This window comes from Collinsella sp., assembly GCF_052346665.1.
Taxonomy (GTDB): Bacteria; Actinomycetota; Coriobacteriia; order Coriobacteriales; family Coriobacteriaceae; genus Collinsella.
In genome coordinates, this window is the sequence record NZ_DAWDUX010000021.1 from 18928 (window position 1) to 39849 (window position 20922).

Here is a 20922-nt window from a genome sequence, read left to right on the forward strand (position 1 = left end):
CTCGCGGCACCATACCCGGGCGGCACGAGAGCCGCCCCTCCCCAAGGGTCTCCAGTAATCCGTGAGCGGTACGCCCGAATCGGCTAGCGGCAAATTCCCCCATCTCCAGCCATTCGCTTGACGCCCTACAATCTCGGCAAGTATTATGCAATGCGTACACAGGGTGTTACCCACGCTTTTGCAACGGGGCAGACTGGGCGCATCAGGGCGCATTATGTCTGTTCCGTTTTTTCATGCCGAAGGAGGGCCCGTGATCGTACTCAAGCGCATTAACAACAACGCCGTGCTGTGCATCGACCCCGCTGGCCACCAGGTCGTCGCCCTCGGTAAAGGCCTAGCGCAATGCACCGTGGGCAAAGACGTTGACCTCAACCTTGTTGACCACACCTTTTACGACGTCGAGCCACGCTATGTTGAGCTCATGCGCGACCTTTCTCTCGACTACCTTGAGGTAAGCGCCCAGATTGTCAACGTAGCAAGAGGCATGCTGGGCTACGACCTGAGCCCGAACATCGAGGTCGCCCTGGCCGACCACATTCAGTTTGCCATCCAACGCATGCGCGAGCATATCTATCTTTCGGCTCCGCTTTCGTACGATCTCCAACAAAACTATCCGCTGGAATATAAGATCGCGCAATGGTCACTCGGCCTGATTCGGCAGCACTTCGGCGTCGCGCCACCCAGCAACGAGATATCCGGCATTGCCATGTGCCTGATAAACGGTGCCTACAGTTCAGCAGGAGCCTCCTCAAGCGATGAGGCAGAAAAGCAGGACAACCTGCTTGAGCAGATAATCTCGCTCATTGAATCCAACATGGGGGCCTCCGTCAGCCGAGAGGGATTTGGCTTTGCTCGGTTCGCGACCCACCTGCAATACCTTATCCGACGCGTAGCCTCCGGCGACTCCATATCCTCTGACAACTCCGAGATGTACCAAATGGCTGCAGCGGACAACCGGGCTGTCTCCTCGTGCGTCGACGCCATTGCGGCTCTCATCTCAAGCGCATATCGCCAATCACTCACCGATGAAGAAAAACTCTACCTCATTCTTCACGTCAACCGTATCTGTTCGCGCTCCGATGTAGCCCGCCCAGGCAATAATCCCAGCGCGTAAAGATAGCTATCCGGGATCGGCACGGCGCGCACGCCGATCAGGGCATAGAGACCGTTTCGTAAGGCATCCGCATACGCTCGCGCGATGCCCGCGATGGTGAGCGCATGCTCGCCTGCCATCGCAATACGTGAAAGGAGTCCACTGTGGCCAACAATAAACAGATCGCAGCCGACGTCCTCGAGGCAGTCGGCGGCAAGAGCAACGTCAGTTTTGTGACACACTGCATGACCCGCCTGCGCTTCACCCTCAAAGATCGCACCGTGCCGGACACCGCAGCCGTCAAAAAGCTCAACGGCGTCCTCGGGGCACAGGAGTCCGGCGGGCAGTTCCAAGTCATCATCGGTCAAAATGTTCCCAAGGTTTACGATGAACTCTGTATCCTTGGAGGTTTTTCCAAGCAGGCGGCGATTGACGAGAATCTGGATGGCCCAAAGGAAAAGCTCACCATGGCAAGCGTCGGCAAAAACATCATGAACTATCTTGCCGGCTCCATGACGCCGATGATCCCCGTCCTTCTTGCCGCTGGCCTGTTCAAAACCATTGGCGTTGTGTTTGGGCCCACTATGCTTGGCGTCATGGCCGCGGACAGCGACCTCGTTCGCTTTATGGACATGATCTACAATGCCGCATTTTACTTTATGCCCATCTACCTTGGATTTAATGCTGCCAAGCAAATCGGACTCACGCCGATTCTCGGTGCGTTTTTAGGAGGCATGCTCATCGAGCCAACTTTCTCCTCACTCGCTGCCGAAGGGGCAGACTTTAGCATCTACGGTGTCTTCCCATGCGCTCCTGGTGCCTATGCGCAGACCGTTCTGCCCATTCTCTTGACCATCCCTGTTGCCTATGCAATTGAGCGCATTATGCGTAAACACATGCCTGATGCACTGCAAACCGTGTTCGTTCCTTTCCTCACTCTCGGAATCACGCTCCCCATATCCTTCTGCCTACTCGCCCCTGCTGGCTCTTGGCTCGGGAACGGACTCGCCGGCGCGTTCGAGTTCCTAGGGACCTCCGGCGGCGTCATCTCCATCCTTGGCGGCGGCATCCTTGCAGCGGCATGGCTCCCCATGGTCATCACCGGCATGCATGTTGCGCTCATCGGAATCGCTCAGGTCGCCTTCCTCCAAGCTGGTTTTGACCCATTTATCTTCGTTGCCATCACCATTAGCCTCTGGCCTGCGTTTGGTGCGGAGATCGCCGCGTTCCTCCGTCTTAAGCTTCGCGACGAGAAGAGCGCTTGCGCCGGTTATCTTGTGGCACAGCTGATTGGAGGCGTCGGCGAGCCCTTCATCTACGGAATGACCTTCCGCTACCCCAAGCTCTTCGCCTGCTGTATGGCGGGGAGCTTCGTTTCCGGCGCGCTCGCACTCGCACTCGGCGTCACTGCATACGTAGCCGGGCTTCCGTCGAGCGTCCTGTCTATCCTCACCTTTGTGGGCGGAGGTACGGAAAACCTCCTGTTCGCCTGCATCGCTGCGGCGGCGGGCTTTGCAGTCTCCTTCGCAGCAACGTGGTTCTTCGGCTTCAGCAAGGACGAGATCGAGAACGGGCCCCTTAGCGAACGCGACTAGCGTCGCCCGTTAAACCCCACAGGGTAGCCATTACCATTTAAGAGGGCGACGGGGCATAGCGCTCCTCGCCCTCTTCATCACGTCAACTCACGAATCCGGGAGGCCATACCATGCTCATCAGCGAGGCAATCCAGAAGACCAAGGACTTTTGTTGCGGCATCGACGCTTTCACGGGCAACCCGATCGACCCCGTCACCACGCGCGACAAAGTCACCTACGGCAACACCGATCAGGAGTGCACGGGCATCATCACGTGCATTTGGCCAACCGCGCACATCATCGATGAGGCGCGAAAGAGCGGGGCGAACCTCATCATCACCCACGAGGCCCTCTTTTGGAATCACGGGGACCATCAAGATGTTGTTGCCGACAATAGCGCATTTATAGCCAAGAAAGAACTGCTCGATAACTGGGGCGGAGCCATCTGGCGCTGTCATGACTATATCCACGCTGGAGTTCCCATCGAGGAAAACGGATCGATGGCCGATGGCATATTTTACGGCTTCGCTTGGAAACTAGGATGGCTCGGCTATCGAACGGGAAAGCTGTTCAACAGCATGGATTACGTAATCCCTCCTACGCCCGCACGGTCCCTCGCCAAGCAAATCGTAAACAAGCTCAGTTTAAACGGGGTGCGCGTAGTGGGAGACCTGGATACAGATGTTGAACGAGTCCGTATTCCCATGCACATCATGGGAGGACCTGGCGACACCGCTACCGCCAACGCCATGGATTCCGAGCGCATCGACGCCCTCCTTAGCATGGAGATGATTGACTTCACCACCTGCCAATACGTGCGCGATGCCGCTATGCTCGGCCACGGCAAATGCGCCATTCAAATCGGACATTTCAATCTGGAAGAGCCCGGCATGGAATACATGGCAACATGGCTTCCCAAAGCGCTCGAAACAGAGGAAGTCCCTGTAACATTCGTCCCCATGGGTGACACCTACCAATACGTGTAGAGGAACGCTCCCAAATAACCGGAGCTGCCGATTGGTCGCCATGCACAACGTGCCAGCCATAACCAGGCTGCAATTTGCGAGGAATTCTCGCACGGCCTCTCACCGCTGCCGAAGCTCCCCGAGAGTTAACTCTCGGGGAGCTTTTGTCGACTTACGCACGAAAAAGCGCCGCGAAAGTTAACTCTCGCGGCACCATGCCCAGGCGGCACGAGAGCCAAAAGAGTACACTTAACCCATATCGACCGTCCCGTCACAACGGGGGGCTGCACAGCGGCCCGAGCGTATCGAGGAGCACGACATGCACGACGCAGGCATGAATATGGGGCAGCTCGAGATGAGCATCAAGCAGGTAGACGACGCCATCGCGCTTGCCCGCGAATGGAGCCACACGCTGCTGCACGCCACGGAGACCTATGACATGGAGCGCATCGGCGGCAAGCTCGAGGCCGCCATGAGTGCCCTTGATGAGGCGCGCGGCGCGCTTGAGGGCTATCAGGAGGCCATCGAAGCCGACCACAACGCCGTTGGCACTATCAAGCTGGTGTAGTCATGGCGCACGAGCACGCCCACATCGGCCACAGCCATCATGCATGCGCCGAGAGCAATGCCCGAAGCTGCACCGTGCAGCCATCGAGCGGCTCCGGGGAACTCGCCCGCTTTTCCGTCACCGTGCCCGAAGACCTTCTCGCCACCTTTGACGAGCAGATTTCCCGACGTGGCGACGTCGCAAACCGTTCCGAGGCCATTCGCGACTTGATTCGCGCGTCCCTTGTCCGCGAGACTACGCGCACTCCAGAAGAGCAGGTCATTGGCTCGCTCACCATGATTTACGACCATCACACCGGAGACCTCGCACGTCGTTTAGACGAGGTCCAGCATGACTACACGGATGAAATCGTCTCTACCATGCATGTACACCTCGATCACCACAACTGCCTCGAGATTCTCGCCCTCAAGGGAATCGGCGCGCGCGTCTACGAGCTCGCCGACAGGCTCTTGGGCCTGCGCGGGGTCAGCCATGGCGAATTCACCTGCGCGGCGACCACATCCAGCCTAGAACTCTAGGCGACCCAAAGCCCGTCGCCACGCAAGCGAATCCGCAATGGCAAACAAACACGAAAGCACCTGGCGATGAAACACGTGCGCATACATATCACCGGCATTGTCCAGGGAGTGGGCATGCGTCCGTTCGTGTACCGCGAGGCGGTGGCGCACGGCATTTCGGGATGGGTGCTCAACGCCGGAGACGGAGTTCATATAGAGGCCTGTGCGGCAGAGGATGCACTCGAAGTGTTCGTGCGCTCGCTGCGCGATCACGCGCCGGCGGCATCCCGTATCGATCACATCGCCGTGGAGGAGCTCGACGCACACGACGACACAGTGGTGCAGGCATCGACGACATCGGGCGGGGCGAGCGCGCGCAGAAAGCACTCAGAGGCCCACGAGTCTTGCGGCATGCCCGCGTTCCGCATCATCGCCTCCCGCGATGCGACGGCCCACACGACGCTGGTATCACCCGATATCGCCACATGTGACGACTGCCTACGTGAGCTCTTCAATCCCGCAGACCGACGCTACCATTACCCCTTCATCAACTGCACCAACTGCGGACCGCGCTTCACCATCATTCGCGACCTGCCCTACGATCGCGTCAAGACCTCCATGAGCGCTTTTCCCATGTGCCCCAACTGCGCCGACGAGTACAGCAGCCCCCTTGACCGGCGCTTTCACGCGCAACCGGATGCCTGCTTTGTGTGCGGTCCCCACATCACATGGCGCGAACGCGAAGATCACGAGACCGCAATGGGCGATTCGCTCGAGGCAAGCGATGCCATCATCGCGCGTTGCGCCGAGGTCCTCGCCGCCGATGGCATTGTGGCAATCAAAGGCTTGGGCGGTTTTCACCTCGCCTGCCGCGCCGATTCCGAGCAGGCCGTGCGCGAACTGCGCCGCCGAAAACGCCGAAGCAATAAGCCGCTCGCCGTCATGGTGCGCAATGTGCAGATCGCGCAGAAGCTGTGCCGCATCAACCAGGTGGAACGCGACCTGCTTACCGGAAGCGTCCGTCCCATCGTCCTGCTCATGCGGCACGCCGAAGAAACGTGCCCCACAAAAGAAGACAAGGTGCTGCTCGCCCCCGCCGTCGCATTCGACCTTCCCGAACTCGGCGTCATGTTGCCCTACACGCCGCTCCAGCACCTACTCATGGAGGAATGCCGAACGCGCGGGGTCGATGTGCTCGTCATGACCAGCGGAAACATAAGCGAAGAGCCCATCGAGAAGGACGATGAGCACGCATGGGATCGCCTGGTCGCCAGCGAGATGGCAGACGCCCTGCTCGGTAACGATCGGGCGATTCTCTCGCGATTCGACGACTCCGTCGTGCGGGTCGTCAACGGTAAGGTCCAGCTCGTGCGGCGGGCACGAGGATTTGCCCCGCGCCCCATTGCGCTGCCCGCTCCGCCCGCTTCGTGCTCATCCTGCGTCTTGGCGTGCGGACCCGAGCAAAAGGCGACCCTTGCGCTCACCCGTCCCGGCAACCTCGACGCGGAAGAGTGCTTCGTTTCCCAACATATCGGCGACCTTGAAAACGCGGAGACGTTCGATGCGTGGAAAGCGGCGCTCGATCGCATGACGCAGCTCTTTGATGTGCGCCCCTCCGTGCTCGCCTGCGATGCCCACGCGGGATACCTCTCCAGCCAATGGGCGCAAGAGCAGGCACGGGCATGGGACCTTCCACTCGTCCGCGTGCAGCACCATCATGCGCACATCGCTTCCGTCATCGCAGAGGCAGCCGTGCACGGAGAGATCGATCCCGCTGCACGTGTTATCGGTATCGCCTTTGACGGCACGGGGGCGGGGGCGACCCCGAGCCCCGAAGCCCCCCTCCGCAAGCCCGTGCTCGATAGCACCATCTGGGGTGGAGAGATTCTCCTCGCAAGCCTCTCGTCTTATGAGCGCGTGACGCATCTCGAGCCTTGGCGCCTTCCCGGCGGGAGCACCAGCGTCCGCGACCCACGCCGCAACGCATTTTCACTGCTTGAGCAACACGGCCTTCTTGACCACCCCGGCGCCAGCACGCTCCTTGCAACACTGAGCTCCGATGAGCGCGCGCTCACTTCCCGCATGCTCGAGCGCGGCATCAATTGCCCAAGCACCAGCAGTATGGGTCGCCTGCTCGATGCCATAAGCGCCATCCTTGGCATATGCCACGTGGCGACATACGAAGGCGAGCCGGCAATCGAACTCGAGGCCGCCGCGTGGAAGCACGCTCGGAGGTGCGGTGCCGTAAGCGCGCAGCGCTTCGACGCAGGCACGCACCACGATGAGGGCGACTGCTTTACCGCTAGCCCCCAACCATCGCACGGCTACACGAACCGCCCCGGGGAGCATGTGTCCACCGAAGAGGCCACGATCGACGTCCGCCCGCTTCTCATCAAGCTCCTCGACGGGATGGCGCACAGCGCACCCGTCGAGGAGCTTGCATGGGTCACCCATCGGGAAATCATCGACATCACTGCAAAAACCGTCATCGGCATTTCAGACGCCACCGGTGTGCGCGCCGTTGCGCTTTCCGGCGGCGTCTTCATGAACCGCCTGCTCCTTGACGGCGTTTCCTCCGCGCTTGAACAGGAGGGGCTCACCGTCCTCACGCCTCACAGCCTTCCGCTGAACGACGGATGCATAGCCTACGGTCAAGCGGCAGTCGCCGCGTGGGTCGTCGGAGCATAGCACCCGCGGCACGCCGGTTCGTTGCTTCGTTTTTCCCGTAGCGTTACCATCTAGACCGATGACGCGACCCTGGGAGGTTGGCATGTGTCTCGCGGTTCCCGGCAAAATACTCTCGCTACACGATGACGCGCGCGGAACGGTCGATATGCTCGGCGCGCAGCGCGAGGTCTCCATACGCCTCACACCAGACGCCGCGGTAGGCGACTATGTGCTGGTGCACGCCGGCTTTGCCATCCAAATCATCGATGCCCAAGAAGCAGCGGAAACCCTCAGCATCGTCGAAGACCTTGCCGATCTGATTGATGAGGAACTTCCGGCATGACCCAGGGCACCGCTAAAGACGTCGCGGCGAACGCAGCACCCCCACTCGACGCTTTTCGCGATCCGGCGCTTGCCCGATCGCTCATCGACACCATCCACGCACTCGCCGGCGGTCACGCCATCAACCTCATGGAGGTCTGTGGCACGCACACTGTGAGCATCGGCCGTTATGGCTTCCGCTCAGTCATGCCCGATGGACTGCGTCTGCTCTCCGGACCAGGGTGTCCCGTGTGCGTCACCGCCAATCAAGACATCGACCACGCCATCGCCCTCGCGCGCGTGCCCGGAGCCATTATTGCGACATTCGGCGACATGATGCGTGTGCCCGGGTCAACGAGTTCGCTCGCGGCGGAGAAGGTTGCGGGCCGTGACGTGCGCATGGTGTATTCGCCACTCGATGCGCTTTCGCTTGCGCATGACAATCCCGGCAGCGAGGTCATCTTCATGGGCGTGGGCTTTGAGACCACGACACCGACTATAGCCGCCGCCATCCTCGAGGCGCAGGCGCAGAGCCTCAGGAACTTCTCAGTCTTCTGCGCCCACAAAACCACGCCACCCGCACTCCGCGCGATTGCAGGAGATCCGCATACGCACATCGACGGGTTCATCCTTCCCGGACACGTCTCGACCATTACCGGCATCGAGCCGTACCGGTTCCTTGTCGATGAGTTCCGCATCCCCGGCGTTATCACGGGTTTTGAGCCCGTCGATGTCTTGGAGGGCATCGCCATGCTCGTCGACATGGTCGAAAAGAACGAACCCGCCATCCGAAATGCATACCGTCGCGGTGTAGATACGAAGGGCAACGCAGTCGCTCGCGCACTCGTCAATCAGGTCTTTGAGCCCTGCGACGCAATCTGGCGCGGGCTGGGCCCCATCCCGCAATCAGGACTGCACATACGGGACGACTTCGCGGCATTCGACGCCACACGCCGCTTTGAGGTGGAAGTCGAACAGACCGTTGAGCCACAGGGATGTCGCTGCGGCGATGTGCTTCGCGGGCGCATCGCACCAACCCAATGCCCGCTTTTTGGCCGGAAGTGTACGCCCGAGGTCCCCATCGGCCCCTGCATGGTGAGCTCGGAGGGCAGTTGCGCCGCGTACTATCGATACCGCGCATAGCACCAAGGAGGCATCATGGGCATACAAGCAGAAACCGTGCAGCTCGGCCATGGATCGGGCGGGCAGATGATGAAGCGCATTATCGACGAGGTGTTCCTCGAGGCCTTTGGCTCGCCCGAGCTCCTCGCCGGCAACGACGCAGGCGTTGCCGAGCTGTCCCCATCAGCCACAATCGGCACTTCGCCGTCCACCCGTGGACCCGCCACCCACGACGACACGACCGCGCAGGCGCGGCTCGCCATGTCAACCGACAGCTTCGTAGTTACGCCACAGTTCTTCCCCGGCGGCGACATCGGTCGGCTGGCCATCTGCGGCACCGTCAACGATGTGGCAACTTCGGGGGCGCGACCGCTCTATCTGTCGTGCGGATTCATCCTGGAGGAGGGCTATCCGCTCGCAGACCTGCGACGCATCTGCCAATCCATGGCCGTAACCGCCCGCGAAGCGGACGTGCGCATCATCACCGGCGACACCAAGGTCGTTGAGCGCGGCAAGGCGGACGGCGTCTACATCAATACCGCCGGCGTGGGAATCGTGCCCGCGGGTGTCAACCTCTCCGGCTCGAATTGCCTGCCGGGAGACCTCGTTCTCGTCTCGGGCACCCTTGGCGACCATGGCATTGCCGTCATGAGTCAACGCGAGGGCCTCACATTCTCCACGCCCATCGAGAGCGATGCCGCGCCACTCAACCACCTCATCGCAGACGTGCTTGCAGCGGCACCTCACACCCGGTGTTTCCGCGATCCCACCCGCGGAGGTCTTGCGAGCACACTCAACGAGTTCGCGCAGGCAAGTAGCGTCCTTATCGCCGTTGATGAAGAGGCCATCCCCGTCAAACCCGCCGTGCGCGGCGCGTGTGGGATGCTCGGCTACGACGTGCTCCAAGTGGCAAACGAGGGCAAGATGGTTGCCGTCGTGCCCGCAGAAGAGGCAGAAGCTGCCCTTGCCGCCATGCGCGCATCGCGCTACGGCGAAAACGCCGCCATCATCGGCGAGATCGCCGCGCTGCCCGATGGCTCCAGCCAACCCGCGAGCACAACGGGCTCCGTCCGCGTGCGCACCCCGTGGGGTTCAACGCGCATCCTCGACATGCTCGTGGGCGAGCAGCTCCCCCGCATCTGCTAAATCGACTGCAGCAAAACGACCGAAGAAAAACGGGCTTCGTCGCGCATACGACGAAGCCCGTTCACGTGGGGGCTATGCTGATGCGAGGACGGGGCAAGAACGCCCCAGACCGTGCCCTTTCGGGCAACCCGCAGGCGTCCTAAGAGGATTTATGCCTCGACGCCCATACCCTCGGGAACCTCGGCCTTACCGGAGAACTTACCGGCGCGGTAATCGCGGGCGCCCATCTCGGACCACTCGGGCTCCTCATCGGGCATGGAGCCAGAATCCTTGCCCACGAGCTCCTTGAGGCAGTTCACGGCCACGATCAGGCCCAAGGCGACCAGCAGCACGGCGAAGACGAGCTGCAAACCAGAGGTTGCCATCACGGCCATACCGCCCGCCTGGAGCGCAGTGACGCAGCCCATGATGCTCATGCCGAGCGACGTGAAAGTACACACGAGCAGGAACGCAACGGGAACGTAGAGCATCCAACCGGATCGGCCGGTGCACTTGCAGAACACGGCCAGCGTGATCATGGTCATACCGCCGAGCAGCTGGTTGGAAGCGCCAAAGAGCGGCCAGATGTTGAGGTAACCGCCAAAGGTGAGGGCGAGACCGGGCAGCAGCGTCACAACGGTGGCCACCCACGGGTTGCCGAGAACCTTCATGACGCCGGTCTTCTCGTTCTCAACGGCGAGGGCGTCATTGCTGGTGGCAAAGAACTCGGAGAAAGACGTGCGGCCAATACGGGCAACCGCGTCAAGGGAAGTCAGGGCGAGGGCGGAAACATTCATGGTCATGAACACGGTGGCCACGGTGCCGTCCACGCCAAATGCCTGCATGCCGCGGGCAATGCCGGTGGCGAAAATGGCAAACGGAGTGGAGGCGACGCCGGCGTTGAGCGCGCCGGTTCCCGCGGTGTTCATGTCGGAGAACATGATGCCGGCGACGATGATGGCAAGGACGCCCACGAAGGACTCGACTACCATGGCACCGTATCCGACCTTGACGGCGTCGGCCTCGTTCTCAACCTGCTTGGAGGAGGTTCCGGAAGACACGAGGCTGTGGAACCCGGAGAGCGCGCCGCACGCAACGGAGACGAACAGGACCGGGAACATCATGCCGGAGGCGGTGGTGAAGCCCGTGAACACCGGTGCGGTGATGGTGGCCTGACCCTTGGCCCCCAGAACGACGATGCCGAGCACGGCGCACGCGATCATGACGATCATCATGATGGAGGTCAGATAGTCGCGGGGCTGCTTGAGCATCTGGATGGGCATGGCGCCAGCGAAGACCAGATAGACCATCACGACAGCGATCCAGCCGTTGAGATCGAGGTAGACCGGGAACTGCATGCCAACGGCGAACATGGCAACCATGAGCACGACGCCGGTAACGAACTGCTTGGCACCCGTGAGGTTGAACTTATTGCAAGCCCAGCCAAAAACCATCGCGACGAACGTGAACAGGATGGAGATGGTGCCGGCGCAACCCGCGGCGTAAGACTTGGCAACATCGACCGCACCGGCGGCGTCGGGTGTGAACTTGAAGGTGCCGGCGACCATCGAGGTGAACGCGGCGATGACGATCAGGCAGAACAACCAGCTGAACAGCAGGAACAGGCGACGGCCCGTGCGACCGATGTACTTCTCGATAAGCTGTGCGAGCGACTTGCCGTTATTCTTCATCGAGGCGTACAGCGCACCGAAGTCGTGCACGGCGCCAAAGAAGATGCCGCCCACAAGAACCCACAGCACGACCGGAAGCCAGCCAAAGGCCATGGCGACGATGGTACCCGTAACGGGACCGGCTCCGCAGATCGAGCTGAACTGGTGCGAGAACACGGTGAACGCCGAAGCGGGCGAGAAGTTCTTGCCGTCCTCCATGCGGCAAGCGGGCGTAAGAGCCTCACGGTCAACGCCCCACGTATTGGCGAGCCAGCGACCGTATCCCAGGTAGCCGACGGCCAAAACCGCCGCCGCCACCACCATCAATACAACTCCGTTCATGTTTTCCTCCCCCTCGTGAGATTTAAAGCCAAAAAAATGGGCCGTCGAACGATACGACGGCCCACAACCTATAAGCCGCCCGTGAAAATGCACGGGCGGCGACACCACGCCAACCCGTGCTAGCTAATAATTAGGCGAATGTATAGGCTGAACTGATGCATGACTTCAAAAACCCTCTTGGTCCTGACGAAAGCCCTTCTGCTTTCATCGACTAAAGTGAACATAGTGCAGTATCACGCTTTAGCAAGATGGAGTCAACTATATTTCTCACGTGTTTCGAACTATGAAACACCCTGTTTCCGCCGCGCTCGGCTCAATGGCCACAAGTCTGCCTCTAGGCCCGCCACCGCAGGGGCGTTTTGTCCGGCGCTCGGGCAGTCCTGCTCGCACGGAGGGTCCACTGGACCCTCCGGCTCGTGCGGAACTCGCGGCGGACAAAACGCCCATGCGGTGGCGGGCGGCCGGGGTCGCTACAGCGTCATATTGGGATCGGCGTCCACCGTAAAGTCGGAGCTTTCTCCGCGCAGGAACTTCTCGCGGGCCACCACGGCAATCATCGCCGCGTTGTCAGTGCAGGCGTTCTGCGGTGGCACGGTCACGCGGATTCCCTGACGGCCGAGCTTCTCGATCATCATCTTCCGCAGGTGCGGATTTGCGGCGACGCCACCTCCGATGCAGTACTCGCGAGCACCCGTCTCACGCAGTGCGTTCTTCGCCTTCTTGTACTGCACGTCAAACACCGCCGCTTCGAACGAGGCGGCCAAATCGGGAAGATGGATTGTCCTACCGGCCGCAGTCTCCTGCTCAATGTACAGCGTCACGGCGGTCTTCAGGCCCGACAATGAGAAGCGGTAGTCTCCCTTGCTGTTAAGGGCGCGAGGGAAGTCGATCGCTTTTGGATTGCCGTCTTCCGCGAGGCGCGAAATCACGGGGCCGCCCGGATAACCCAGACCCAACGCCTTGGCGACCTTGTCGAACGCCTCGCCCACGGCGTCATCGAGCGTTTCGCCCATGACCTCATAATCGCCCCAAGCCCGCACATGCACGAGCATGGTATGACCGCCCGAGACGAGCGTGAAGATAAACGGCGGCTCAAGATCGGGCGTGGTGAGCTTGTTGGCGAACAGATGCCCCTCAAGGTGATTCACGCAGATAAGCGGTTTATCCGCGGCGAAGGCAAAGCCCTTCGCGAACGCCACGCCCACCACCAGCGCACCCACGAGGCCCGGCCCCTGCGTCACGCCCACGGCAGCAAGCTCGAAAGGAGCAATGGCACCGCCCTTGAGCCCCAGCGACACCGCGGCTTCCCCCAGGGCAGCATCAACAATGCCCACGATGACCTCGACATGCTTTCGCGAGGCGATCTCGGGCACAACGCCGCCAAAGCGCGCATGGAAGTCAATCTGGGTCGACACCTGATTTGCCAGCAGATTGCCTGCGGCGTCGATGATGGCCACAGCCGTCTCGTCGCAAGAGCTCTCGATGGCGAGCACAAGTTGACGACGGGCGAGCTCGGCGGCCTCGTCGTCGGTGCGTTCAGGTGCAGGCAGGGGCCATTCGCGCACCGATGCCGCGGTCGGCTCGGGCGAGGCGGCATCCACGGGCAGCACCAAGGGCAAGGAGGCCCCCATCACAAGCGCGTCGACTCCTGCCCCATAATATCCACGACGACGCCCCACCTCGACGAATCCCAGGCTCTCATACAGGGCGATCGCCGACGCATTGCCAGCTTCGACTTCGAGTGATGCCGAGGTGCACCCCAGCATCTGCGCGTCATAGCTCACATGCGCGAGCAGTTTGCGCGCGATGCCCTCACGGCGGTGCTCGGGCGCGACTGCAACGTCCAGGATCTCCACGTCCTTGTCCACGACCATGCCGCCGGCAAATCCAATCAGCTCGCCGTTGTCGTGAGCGACCCACCACGAGCGGGCAGCCGGGGCCTCAGGGTCAAGCTCCGCCAAAAACATGGATGCGCTCCACGGCTCGTGACCCGCGCCGACAAAGCACGTACGCTCCAGCGCTGCCATGGCCTCCGCATCCGCCGCCGCCATGGGGCGCAGCTGCAAGTGGCGACCCGCCAGCTCGTCAGCCACGCCGGTCGTGGCAGTATTAACGCTTTCGGCGAGCCCCAAGCGTTTACGCTCGTTCTCCTCGGCATCGGACAGCCTGGTGTACACGGGCAGCACGGCGGCAGGATCACTGCTGCCGGCGGCCATGAGGCCCTCGGGGCTCGCGGCAGCCAAGAGCAACCCTTCGCCCGTAGGCCACCAAAGCTCACGCGGCAACGCGCGCGCCATCATGCCCGATGGCTCAAAAAGCTTCCCATAGCGCACCAGGCCGTCACCCGTGAGTTGGATATCGGCGGCATCTGGCCGAGATGTCCACTCCTTGACGACGAGATCCGCTTTGATCACGCGCTCTCGCTCAAACAGGCGCTTGGGGCCGCCATCGCCCACCTCATACAAAGCCGGGTAGATCTCGCCACGCATGGCATCTGCCGCAACGCCGATCATGCCGCGAACGCCGGAGCGCCACGCCGCCCAAGCGTAGGCGTCGAGCGTCGACGCGCCCATCAACGGCACATTCGCGCCACAGGCGAGACCCTTTGCCGTCGAGATGCCAATGCGCACCCCCGTGAACGAACCGGGCCCGCGTCCAACCAAAAACCCGCCCACGTCCTCAATCGTCTTACCGACATCCGACAGGGTCGCCTTCACCGTATCGACCAACTCGACGTTCGCATGCCTGCGGCACAGATGGTCACGAGAGGCCAGGACCTCCACGCACGCACGCGAGGGCGTGTCGTCAAAGAACACCTCGGGCGTCCACCAGGCAACCGAGCACGCGAGCATGTCCGTCGAGGTGTCAATCGCCACAATCAGCGTGCGAAAATCGTCCAACTTCATCGGAAGCGCCCTTCCAAACTGCAATCGTTCATCCAAATCATCCCCGGGATCAAACGGGGGGTGCCGCGCAGCCGCAGCCACGCACCTACCGCGCGGCCAGGACCGCAGCGTCGATGGCTTGCGCCAGCTCCTCCGCGCGTGCGCCATGTGGCGCAAGCTCGATACTCCGCCCAGCGGGCTCACCCTCGACGCGCGATATGACTACGCCCAGATACTCATCGGTCAACTCGTTCTGGAACTGTTCGCCCCATTCGAGGAGACATGCCCCCTCGTAGCCGAGCACATCGAAGATGCCCGTGTCTTCGAGCTGATAGGCGTGCTCAAGGCGGTACAGGTCAAAGTGAAACAAGGGAATGCGTCCGCCATCATGCACAGCCATCAGGGCAAACGTGGGGCTCGTCACGGGATGGTCATCACCCAGTCCAGCCGAGACGCCCTTGGTGAAATGCGTCTTGCCCACACCCAGGCCGCCGGTGAGCACCAACACGTCGCCATCGGCCAAACAGGCAGCGACAAGCTCTCCCAAGCGAACCGTATCCTCAACGGACGCACTCTCGTAGAGCCGGTCCCCCTTGCGCGAAAGCGCCATACTACTCTCCCATCCGTGGCAGGGCATCCGAGTTGGAGGCATCTACGGTCGACGTCCCTGCACCCTCGCCCTTGGCACGTGCCTCATGGGCGGTGCGCAGTCCGGCATCGACGGGATGCTGCGCCAAATACTCCCCCAACATGCGGAAGTCCGCTTCGAGCAGCTCTTGCCACGCCGGGTTTCGCAACGCGGCTGCAGGATGGAAGGTTGGCATGACGGTGAAATGCCCCATTTGGTGGAAGCGGCCGCGCAACTTGGTGATGCCGACCTCCGTCTTGAGCACGAAATGCGTCGCCGGATTTCCCAGCGTCACGATGACATCCGGCCAAATGCTCCTAATCTGCTCGCGCAAAAAAGGAGAACACGCCAAGACTTCGTCCGCCTTGGGGTTACGGTTTCCCGGAGGCCGGCACTTGAGCACGTTGGCAATATAGATATCCTCACGGCGCAGACCAGCGAGCGAGAGGATTCCGTTGAGATTCTCGCCCGCTCGCCCCACAAACGGCTCGCCCTGCAGATCCTCGTTCTTACCAGGAGCCTCCCCCACAAACATCACGCGCGCGCGAGGATTCCCAACGCCGAACACGATATTGGTGCGCGTCTGGCACAACTCGCACAGCCTGCAGTCACCCAAGACAGAACGAATCTCATCGAGCGAGACTTCCCGTGGCTTCTGATTCTCATGTCCGGGAATGTGCATGACACCCATTGCGAAGTCCCTTCGTCACCTCGAGCCCGGCGAGCCCCTTTATACGTAAATCTTCTCCAAGCGCATGCCAAACCCGCATGCCAACTCATAGTTGATGGTCTGGCACGCGGCAGCGAGCTCGTCGAGCGTAATCCGCGCCTCGCCATCGCGCCCCACAATCGTCATAAGGTCTCCCACCTCGGCCTCGGGTGCCGGGCGCATGGGGTTTTCGCTGATGGCGACCATGCACTGATCCATGCAGATATTTCCCACCTGGCGAACGCGTCGCCCATCGAACAGCACTTCCATACGATTGGACAGAACGCGCGGAAGGCCGTCGGCGTAACCGATCGGCAGGGTGCAAATCTCAACACGCGTGCGCGGGACACGGTAGGTAAACCCATAGCCGACTCCCTCGCCCATGGCCGGATGACACGTATGTGTCACGCGAGCCTTGATGCTCATCACGGGTTCAAGCGGAAACACCGTGGCAGTGCGGTCACACGGCTGCAATCCATACAAGCCGATTCCCGCCCTGATCATGTCGAAATGCATCGACGGGTTCAAAATCGATCCCGGCGTATTGTCGCAATGCACAATTCCCGGATCAAAGCCCGCCTCGCGCAAGCCGGAGATCGCCTCGGAGAACCGCTTGCACTGCAGCTGATGGTCCCATCCATCGGGTTCGTCGGCAGTCGCGAAATGCGTGAACGTGCCGTCGCATTGCAACCCGGAATGAAAGTCGACGCTGCGTCTGAAATCGATGGCCTCCGTATAGTGCACGCCAATTCGATTCATGCCCGTGTTGATGGCCATGTGGTACTTGCCCACCTTGCCAAGGCTCGCCGCCCGCTCACCATATGCCCATGCGAACTCCGGTGAATACACGGAGGGCATAATCTCGTGTTCAAGCAGCGCATCAATGGCGCTGATGGGAGGTTCGCTCAGAAGAAGGATGGGGAGCTTCTGCCCCGCCTCGCGCAGGGCGACGCCCTCGAGCACCGTTGCGACGGCAAACATGTCGGCACCTGCCGCATGCATGACTTTTGCGCATGCAGCCGCTCCATGTCCATAGGCGTCCGCCTTGATCACGCAGCAGAGGCGCTGACGCGCTCCCACAAGCCCCTTGAATGCTCGCGTATTGCGACGCAGGGCGCCCGTGTTAATCTCGGACCACGCCCAACGTGTGGGTGGTTCGCTCAACGTCTGCATGACCTACTCCCCCAATTCGATCCCGGCATCCTTGAGCGCCTCGCTCTCGACAAGGTGCATGGCATCGCCCAATACGTCGACCAGGTCGGTCGCGATGACACTTCGCTCGCCCATGGCAGCCGCGGCGGCATGTCCGGTATACGAGTGCACGGCGACCGCATAGGCGCAAAGCAGCTCCCAGCGATCGACCTCGCCGTGACTCACCGCGACGTTAGCGGCAATGATGCCGGCAAGCACGTCACCAGAACCCGCGGTCGCCAATGATGCGGGACCGCTCATAGGCAGGAGCACCTTCTCAACACCCACGATTGCCGTGGAGGGGCCCTTTGCAATCACGATGAGGTTGTCGGAACCAGCGGCCCATACAAGCTTTTGCGCCGCATCGATGGCGGAGTTCAAATCATCGACGCGCGCATCTCCCACAAGTCGCGAAAGCTCGCGATTATGCGGCGTCAGGATGAGCGGTGCCTCACGACGATACACCTCCGGCGTCTCCTCGATTCCACCGATTGCCAGCCTGCTCATGCAGTTGAGTGCATCGGCGTCGAGCACCAAGGGAACTTCGGTACGCAGAAGGTCGGTCACCACCTGCATACCGCCCGCCGTCACCGTCATGCCAGGACCACACAACACGCAATCAAATTTCTTTGCAAGCTCACGAACGGGGGAGCTCGCCGCCGCACCGAACGCACCGCGGGAGTCGGAGGGAATACCCACAACCGGAACGCACGGAAGCGCCATTCGAATCAGGTTGGCACATGGCTCGGGGGCGGCAACCGTCACATAGCCGGCACCAGCGCGCGCGGCCGCCTTGGCCGCCAGAATTGCCGCTCCTGGATACGTTGCAGAGCCAGCGACGACCAAAACGGATCCGCGACTATATTTATTGACGTTGGCAGGTAAATCTGGAATATACTCCACCAAGTCCGCCGGCTCTATGATCTCTGCCGCATGCTCGACGTCGTCAATCACCTCGTCAAGCCGGTCATACAGCTCACCGCAGGAGATCTCTCCAGCAACTTCGGGCCCCTCTCCGCTATACAAACCGATCTTGGGAGCGAGAAGCGTGACAGTCGCCGTGGCCTCTACGCAGACGGAATCAACAACACCTGTCTCAGCGTTGAGACCCGAGGGGACATCGATGGAAACAACGGTGAGGCCAAGCTCGTTGAGCGCGGGAATCCAGATGGAAAACGGCGCGCGGACAGACCCCGAGAACCCGGTTCCCAATATTGCATCGAGCACCACATCGGCTTTAGAGAGAATAGCGGTAAGCTCATCACGAGAAGGGCCCACAACGACGCGAACATCCCGCCCCGCCGTCCTTCGAGCCACATGGCGAGCAATGGGACTCTTGATCTCGTTGGGCTCGATGGGCGTGACAACATCAACCGTGACGCCCTTATGACTGAGGATATCGGCAGCGACCCATCCATCACCGCCGTTGTTGCCAAAGCCACAAAGGACAACAACGTGTTTGGGCGCGAATTCGTACACACGATCAGCAGCAAACTCGCCAGCATGCTCCATAAGCGCAGCCTTGGAGGTGCCTTCCTTTTCAATGAGGTCCTCGAGACGTAAAACCTCCTCGACATTCAGCACAGGCTTCATGCGGCACCACCCTTCTCGACAACCGGCGCATCGCCAGTCGATTCTAGCAGCTCAGTGTTTTGAACGCGTTCCAATTCGTCGAGAACCGAACGCGCCTCGCGAAAAGATTGCGCGAGACGTTCGCGTTCGGAAACGCGCTCCTCCTTAGCTTTAGGCCTGAAATCAGGAGTAATCGCCATGGCATTGGCAACGGCAAGCTCACCCGTGAACGAAAGGGAAAGGGCCACTTCCTGCACGCCAAGACGCTGGGCAACGGCCAAGGCCCCACCAGACAAGACGGCAAGCGGGCGACCATTGGCATCACGAGAGACAGAGACGTCCTTACGCCCAACGCCCTCTTGGCCAAATCCGACACCGAGAGCCTTTAAAACGGCCTCACGCGCGGCAAACCGGCAGGCGTAGTGTGCTGCCGGCCTTGCACTGGCCTCACAATACTGTCGTTCTTCTTCGGTGAACATGCGCGGGAAGAAGCCGGGAGTGTCGCGCATGATTCGTTCCATGCGGGCAATCTCGACAATATCAACGCCGATGCCAGCCTCGGCCATAGGCACCTCCCGATATCAATAGGCATACCATCACTATTGTATCTATCATGGGTGCGCAAAATCATTGCAAGGTGCGCTGTCACGATATCGCCTCCCCGCCCGCCCGCGCGGGGCTGCGGGGGAAGAAAAAAGGGGGGAGCTCGCGCTCCCCCCTCGACTCGCCCCCGCAAGGGGGCGAGAGCCGTCCACCGGTCAGCGGCGCCCTGCTCTCCCACGGGCTTCCCCCGCAGTACCATCGGCGCGGTGCGGCTTAGCTTCCGGGTTCGGAATGGGACCGGGCGTGCCCCGCACGCAATGGCCGCTGACCGGTGGGCGGCTCTCGTACCGTCCACCCGGGTGACACGCGCGTGCCCTGAGGGCCGCACAGCGACTTCCGCGGCGGATCCGGAATCGACCTGACCGTGACGACGCGACACCTTTGATACGTTAGTATGGCGTCCCGCCGGTCGGATGCGGGTAAGAGCTCGGGCTATTAGTACGGCTCGGCTGAGCGCGTCGCCGCGCTTGCACCTGCCGCCTATCGACCAGGTAGTCTACCTGGGCCCTTACCGGAAGGAGAACTGATCTCGGGAACGGCTTCCCGCTTAGATGCCTTCAGCGGTTATCCGCGCCGCACGTGGCTACCCGGCCGTGCCGTTGGTCGACAACCGGTTCACCAGAGGTGCGTCCACCCCGGTCCTCTCGTACTAGGGGCAGCCTCCCTCGATTCTCCTGCGCCCGCGGAGGATAGGGACCGAACTGTCTCACGACGTTCTGAACCCAGCTCGCGTACCGCTTTAATGGGCGAACAGCCCAACCCTTGGGACCTGCTCCAGCCCCAGGATGCGATGAGCCGACATCGAGGTGCCAAACCTTGCCGTCGATGTGGACTCTTGGGCAAGATCAGCCTGTTATCCCCGGAGTACCTTTTATCCGTTGAGCGACGGCCCACCCACGCGGGGCCGCCGGATCACTAGAGCCTGCTTTCGCACCTGCTCGGCGTGTCTGCCTCGCAGTCAAGCCCGCTTACGCTCTTGCACTCATTGAGGACGGTTGCCGACCGTCCCGAGCGGACCTTCGCGCGCCTCCGTTACCCTTTAGGAGGCGACCGCCCCAGTCAAACTACCCACCTGGCACGGTCCCCCGGCCGGATCACGGCCCGGGGTTAGGACGCCGGCGCGCCGAGGGCGGTATTCCAAGGTCGGCTCCACCCGGGCTGGCGCCCGGGCTTCGAAGCCTCCCGCCTATCCTCTACGCGACGGGCCAGCGGCCAATGCCAAGCTGCAGTGAAGGTTCACGGGGTCTTTCCGTCCTTCCGCGGGTAAGTCGCATCTTCACGACTAGTGGAATTTCACCGGGTCCATGGTCGAGACAGCGCCCAATTCGTTGCGCCTTTCGTGCAGGTCGGAACTTACCCGACAAGGAATTTCGCTACCTTAGGACCGTTA

16 protein-coding genes and 2 rRNA genes are annotated in these 20922 nt (G+C 61.4%); 9 read left to right on the forward strand and 9 right to left on the reverse strand.

Annotated elements, in window-relative coordinates; all coding sequences use genetic code 11:
* Positions 1–250: 250 nt before the first annotated feature.
* The 9 genes from ACT8II_RS05330 (at position 251) to hypE (ending at position 9953) form a co-directional block, all read left to right on the forward strand.
* Entirely contained in the window at positions 251–1114 is an 864-nt protein-coding gene (locus ACT8II_RS05330) for a PRD domain-containing protein (RefSeq protein WP_294123746.1), read from the forward strand.
* A 143-nt stretch (positions 1115–1257) separates the two neighbouring features.
* Positions 1258–2688, forward strand: a complete 1431-nt coding sequence (locus ACT8II_RS05335; protein WP_294123748.1) for a PTS transporter subunit EIIC — start codon at positions 1258–1260, stop codon at positions 2686–2688.
* 110 nt (positions 2689–2798) lie between these two features.
* Positions 2799–3653, forward strand: coding sequence for a Nif3-like dinuclear metal center hexameric protein (locus ACT8II_RS05340; RefSeq protein WP_443813229.1), 855 nt, complete (start codon positions 2799–2801; stop codon positions 3651–3653).
* 298 nt (positions 3654–3951) lie between these two features.
* On the forward strand, positions 3952–4200 hold the full coding sequence (locus ACT8II_RS05345; RefSeq protein ID WP_118652715.1) for a hypothetical protein: 249 nt from the start codon (positions 3952–3954) through the stop codon (positions 4198–4200).
* Between the two features lie 2 nt (positions 4201–4202).
* Positions 4203–4718, forward strand: coding sequence for a nickel-responsive transcriptional regulator NikR (gene nikR, locus ACT8II_RS05350; RefSeq protein WP_443813232.1), 516 nt, complete (start codon positions 4203–4205; stop codon positions 4716–4718).
* A 66-nt stretch (positions 4719–4784) separates the two neighbouring features.
* Positions 4785–7385 (forward strand): carbamoyltransferase HypF, encoded by a 2601-nt coding sequence (hypF, locus tag ACT8II_RS05355; RefSeq protein ID WP_443813233.1) that lies wholly within the window; start codon positions 4785–4787, stop codon positions 7383–7385.
* A gap of 82 nt (positions 7386–7467) precedes the next feature.
* The gene (locus ACT8II_RS05360; protein WP_118652709.1) at positions 7468–7707 is read left to right on the forward strand and encodes a HypC/HybG/HupF family hydrogenase formation chaperone; all 240 of its coding nucleotides are present in this window, start codon (positions 7468–7470) and stop codon (positions 7705–7707) included.
* Complete coding sequence (gene hypD / locus ACT8II_RS05365; RefSeq protein ID WP_443813235.1) at positions 7704–8828, forward strand: hydrogenase formation protein HypD; 1125 nt, start codon at positions 7704–7706, stop codon at positions 8826–8828. Before ACT8II_RS05360 ends, hypD begins: the two co-directional genes overlap by 4 nt.
* Positions 8829–8843: 15 nt before the next feature.
* Positions 8844–9953 (forward strand): hydrogenase expression/formation protein HypE, encoded by a 1110-nt coding sequence (gene hypE, locus ACT8II_RS05370; RefSeq protein ID WP_443813236.1) that lies wholly within the window; start codon positions 8844–8846, stop codon positions 9951–9953.
* A gap of 149 nt (positions 9954–10102) precedes the next feature.
* On the opposite strand, the gene ACT8II_RS05375 is transcribed toward hypE, so the two are convergent.
* The 9 genes from ACT8II_RS05375 to ACT8II_RS05415 all read right to left on the reverse strand — a co-directional run.
* A complete protein-coding gene (locus ACT8II_RS05375; protein WP_118652703.1) occupies positions 10103–11944 on the reverse strand; it encodes a carbon starvation CstA family protein in 1842 nt (613 codons plus the stop codon).
* 470 nt (positions 11945–12414) lie between these two features.
* On the reverse strand, positions 12415–14850 hold the full coding sequence (gene tsaD / locus ACT8II_RS05380) for a tRNA (adenosine(37)-N6)-threonylcarbamoyltransferase complex transferase subunit TsaD (protein ID WP_443813238.1): 2436 nt from the start codon (positions 14848–14850) through the stop codon (positions 12415–12417).
* An 85-nt stretch (positions 14851–14935) separates the two neighbouring features.
* Entirely contained in the window at positions 14936–15439 is a 504-nt protein-coding gene (tsaE, locus tag ACT8II_RS05385; RefSeq protein WP_443813239.1) for a tRNA (adenosine(37)-N6)-threonylcarbamoyltransferase complex ATPase subunit type 1 TsaE, read from the reverse strand.
* A gap of 1 nt (position 15440) precedes the next feature.
* Positions 15441–16148, reverse strand: coding sequence for a uracil-DNA glycosylase (locus ACT8II_RS05390; protein WP_443813241.1), 708 nt, complete (start codon positions 16146–16148; stop codon positions 15441–15443).
* 39 nt (positions 16149–16187) lie between these two features.
* Positions 16188–17339, reverse strand: a complete 1152-nt coding sequence (gene alr / locus ACT8II_RS05395; RefSeq protein ID WP_443813242.1) for an alanine racemase — start codon at positions 17337–17339, stop codon at positions 16188–16190.
* Positions 17340–17342: 3 nt separating this feature from the next.
* A complete protein-coding gene (locus tag ACT8II_RS05400) occupies positions 17343–18950 on the reverse strand; it encodes an NAD(P)H-hydrate dehydratase (protein WP_443813243.1) in 1608 nt (535 codons plus the stop codon).
* Positions 18947–19495, reverse strand: a complete 549-nt coding sequence (acpS, locus tag ACT8II_RS05405) for a holo-ACP synthase (protein WP_294123996.1) — start codon at positions 19493–19495, stop codon at positions 18947–18949. Before acpS ends, ACT8II_RS05400 begins: the two co-directional genes overlap by 4 nt.
* A 190-nt stretch (positions 19496–19685) precedes the next feature.
* Positions 19686–19801 (reverse strand): 5S ribosomal RNA (rrf, locus tag ACT8II_RS05410).
* A 146-nt stretch (positions 19802–19947) separates the two neighbouring features.
* Positions 19948–20922: ribosomal RNA gene (locus ACT8II_RS05415) — 23S ribosomal RNA — on the reverse strand; the annotation flags it as partial.

Bases quoted from the DNA above. Each gene is read 5' to 3' on its own strand.
- ACT8II_RS05340 (WP_443813229.1), top strand. From the start codon at position 2,799: ATGCTCATCAGCGAGGCAATCCAGAAGACCAAGGACTTTTGTTGCGGC.
- ACT8II_RS05345 (WP_118652715.1), top strand. From the start codon at position 3,952: ATGCACGACGCAGGCATGAATATGGGGCAGCTCGAGATGAGCATCAAG.
- nikR (WP_443813232.1), top strand. From the start codon at position 4,203: ATGGCGCACGAGCACGCCCACATCGGCCACAGCCATCATGCATGCGCC.
- hypF (WP_443813233.1), top strand. From the start codon at position 4,785: ATGAAACACGTGCGCATACATATCACCGGCATTGTCCAGGGAGTGGGC.
- ACT8II_RS05360 (WP_118652709.1), top strand. From the start codon at position 7,468: ATGTGTCTCGCGGTTCCCGGCAAAATACTCTCGCTACACGATGACGCG.
- hypD (WP_443813235.1), top strand. From the start codon at position 7,704: ATGACCCAGGGCACCGCTAAAGACGTCGCGGCGAACGCAGCACCCCCA.
- hypE (WP_443813236.1), top strand. From the start codon at position 8,844: ATGGGCATACAAGCAGAAACCGTGCAGCTCGGCCATGGATCGGGCGGG.
- ACT8II_RS05375 (WP_118652703.1), bottom strand. From the start codon at position 11,944: ATGAACGGAGTTGTATTGATGGTGGTGGCGGCGGCGGTTTTGGCCGTC.
- tsaD (WP_443813238.1), bottom strand. From the start codon at position 14,850: ATGAAGTTGGACGATTTTCGCACGCTGATTGTGGCGATTGACACCTCG.
- tsaE (WP_443813239.1), bottom strand. From the start codon at position 15,439: ATGGCGCTTTCGCGCAAGGGGGACCGGCTCTACGAGAGTGCGTCCGTT.
- ACT8II_RS05390 (WP_443813241.1), bottom strand. From the start codon at position 16,148: ATGGGTGTCATGCACATTCCCGGACATGAGAATCAGAAGCCACGGGAA.
- alr (WP_443813242.1), bottom strand. From the start codon at position 17,339: ATGCAGACGTTGAGCGAACCACCCACACGTTGGGCGTGGTCCGAGATT.
- ACT8II_RS05400 (WP_443813243.1), bottom strand. From the start codon at position 18,950: ATGAAGCCTGTGCTGAATGTCGAGGAGGTTTTACGTCTCGAGGACCTC.
- acpS (WP_294123996.1), bottom strand. From the start codon at position 19,495: ATGGCCGAGGCTGGCATCGGCGTTGATATTGTCGAGATTGCCCGCATG.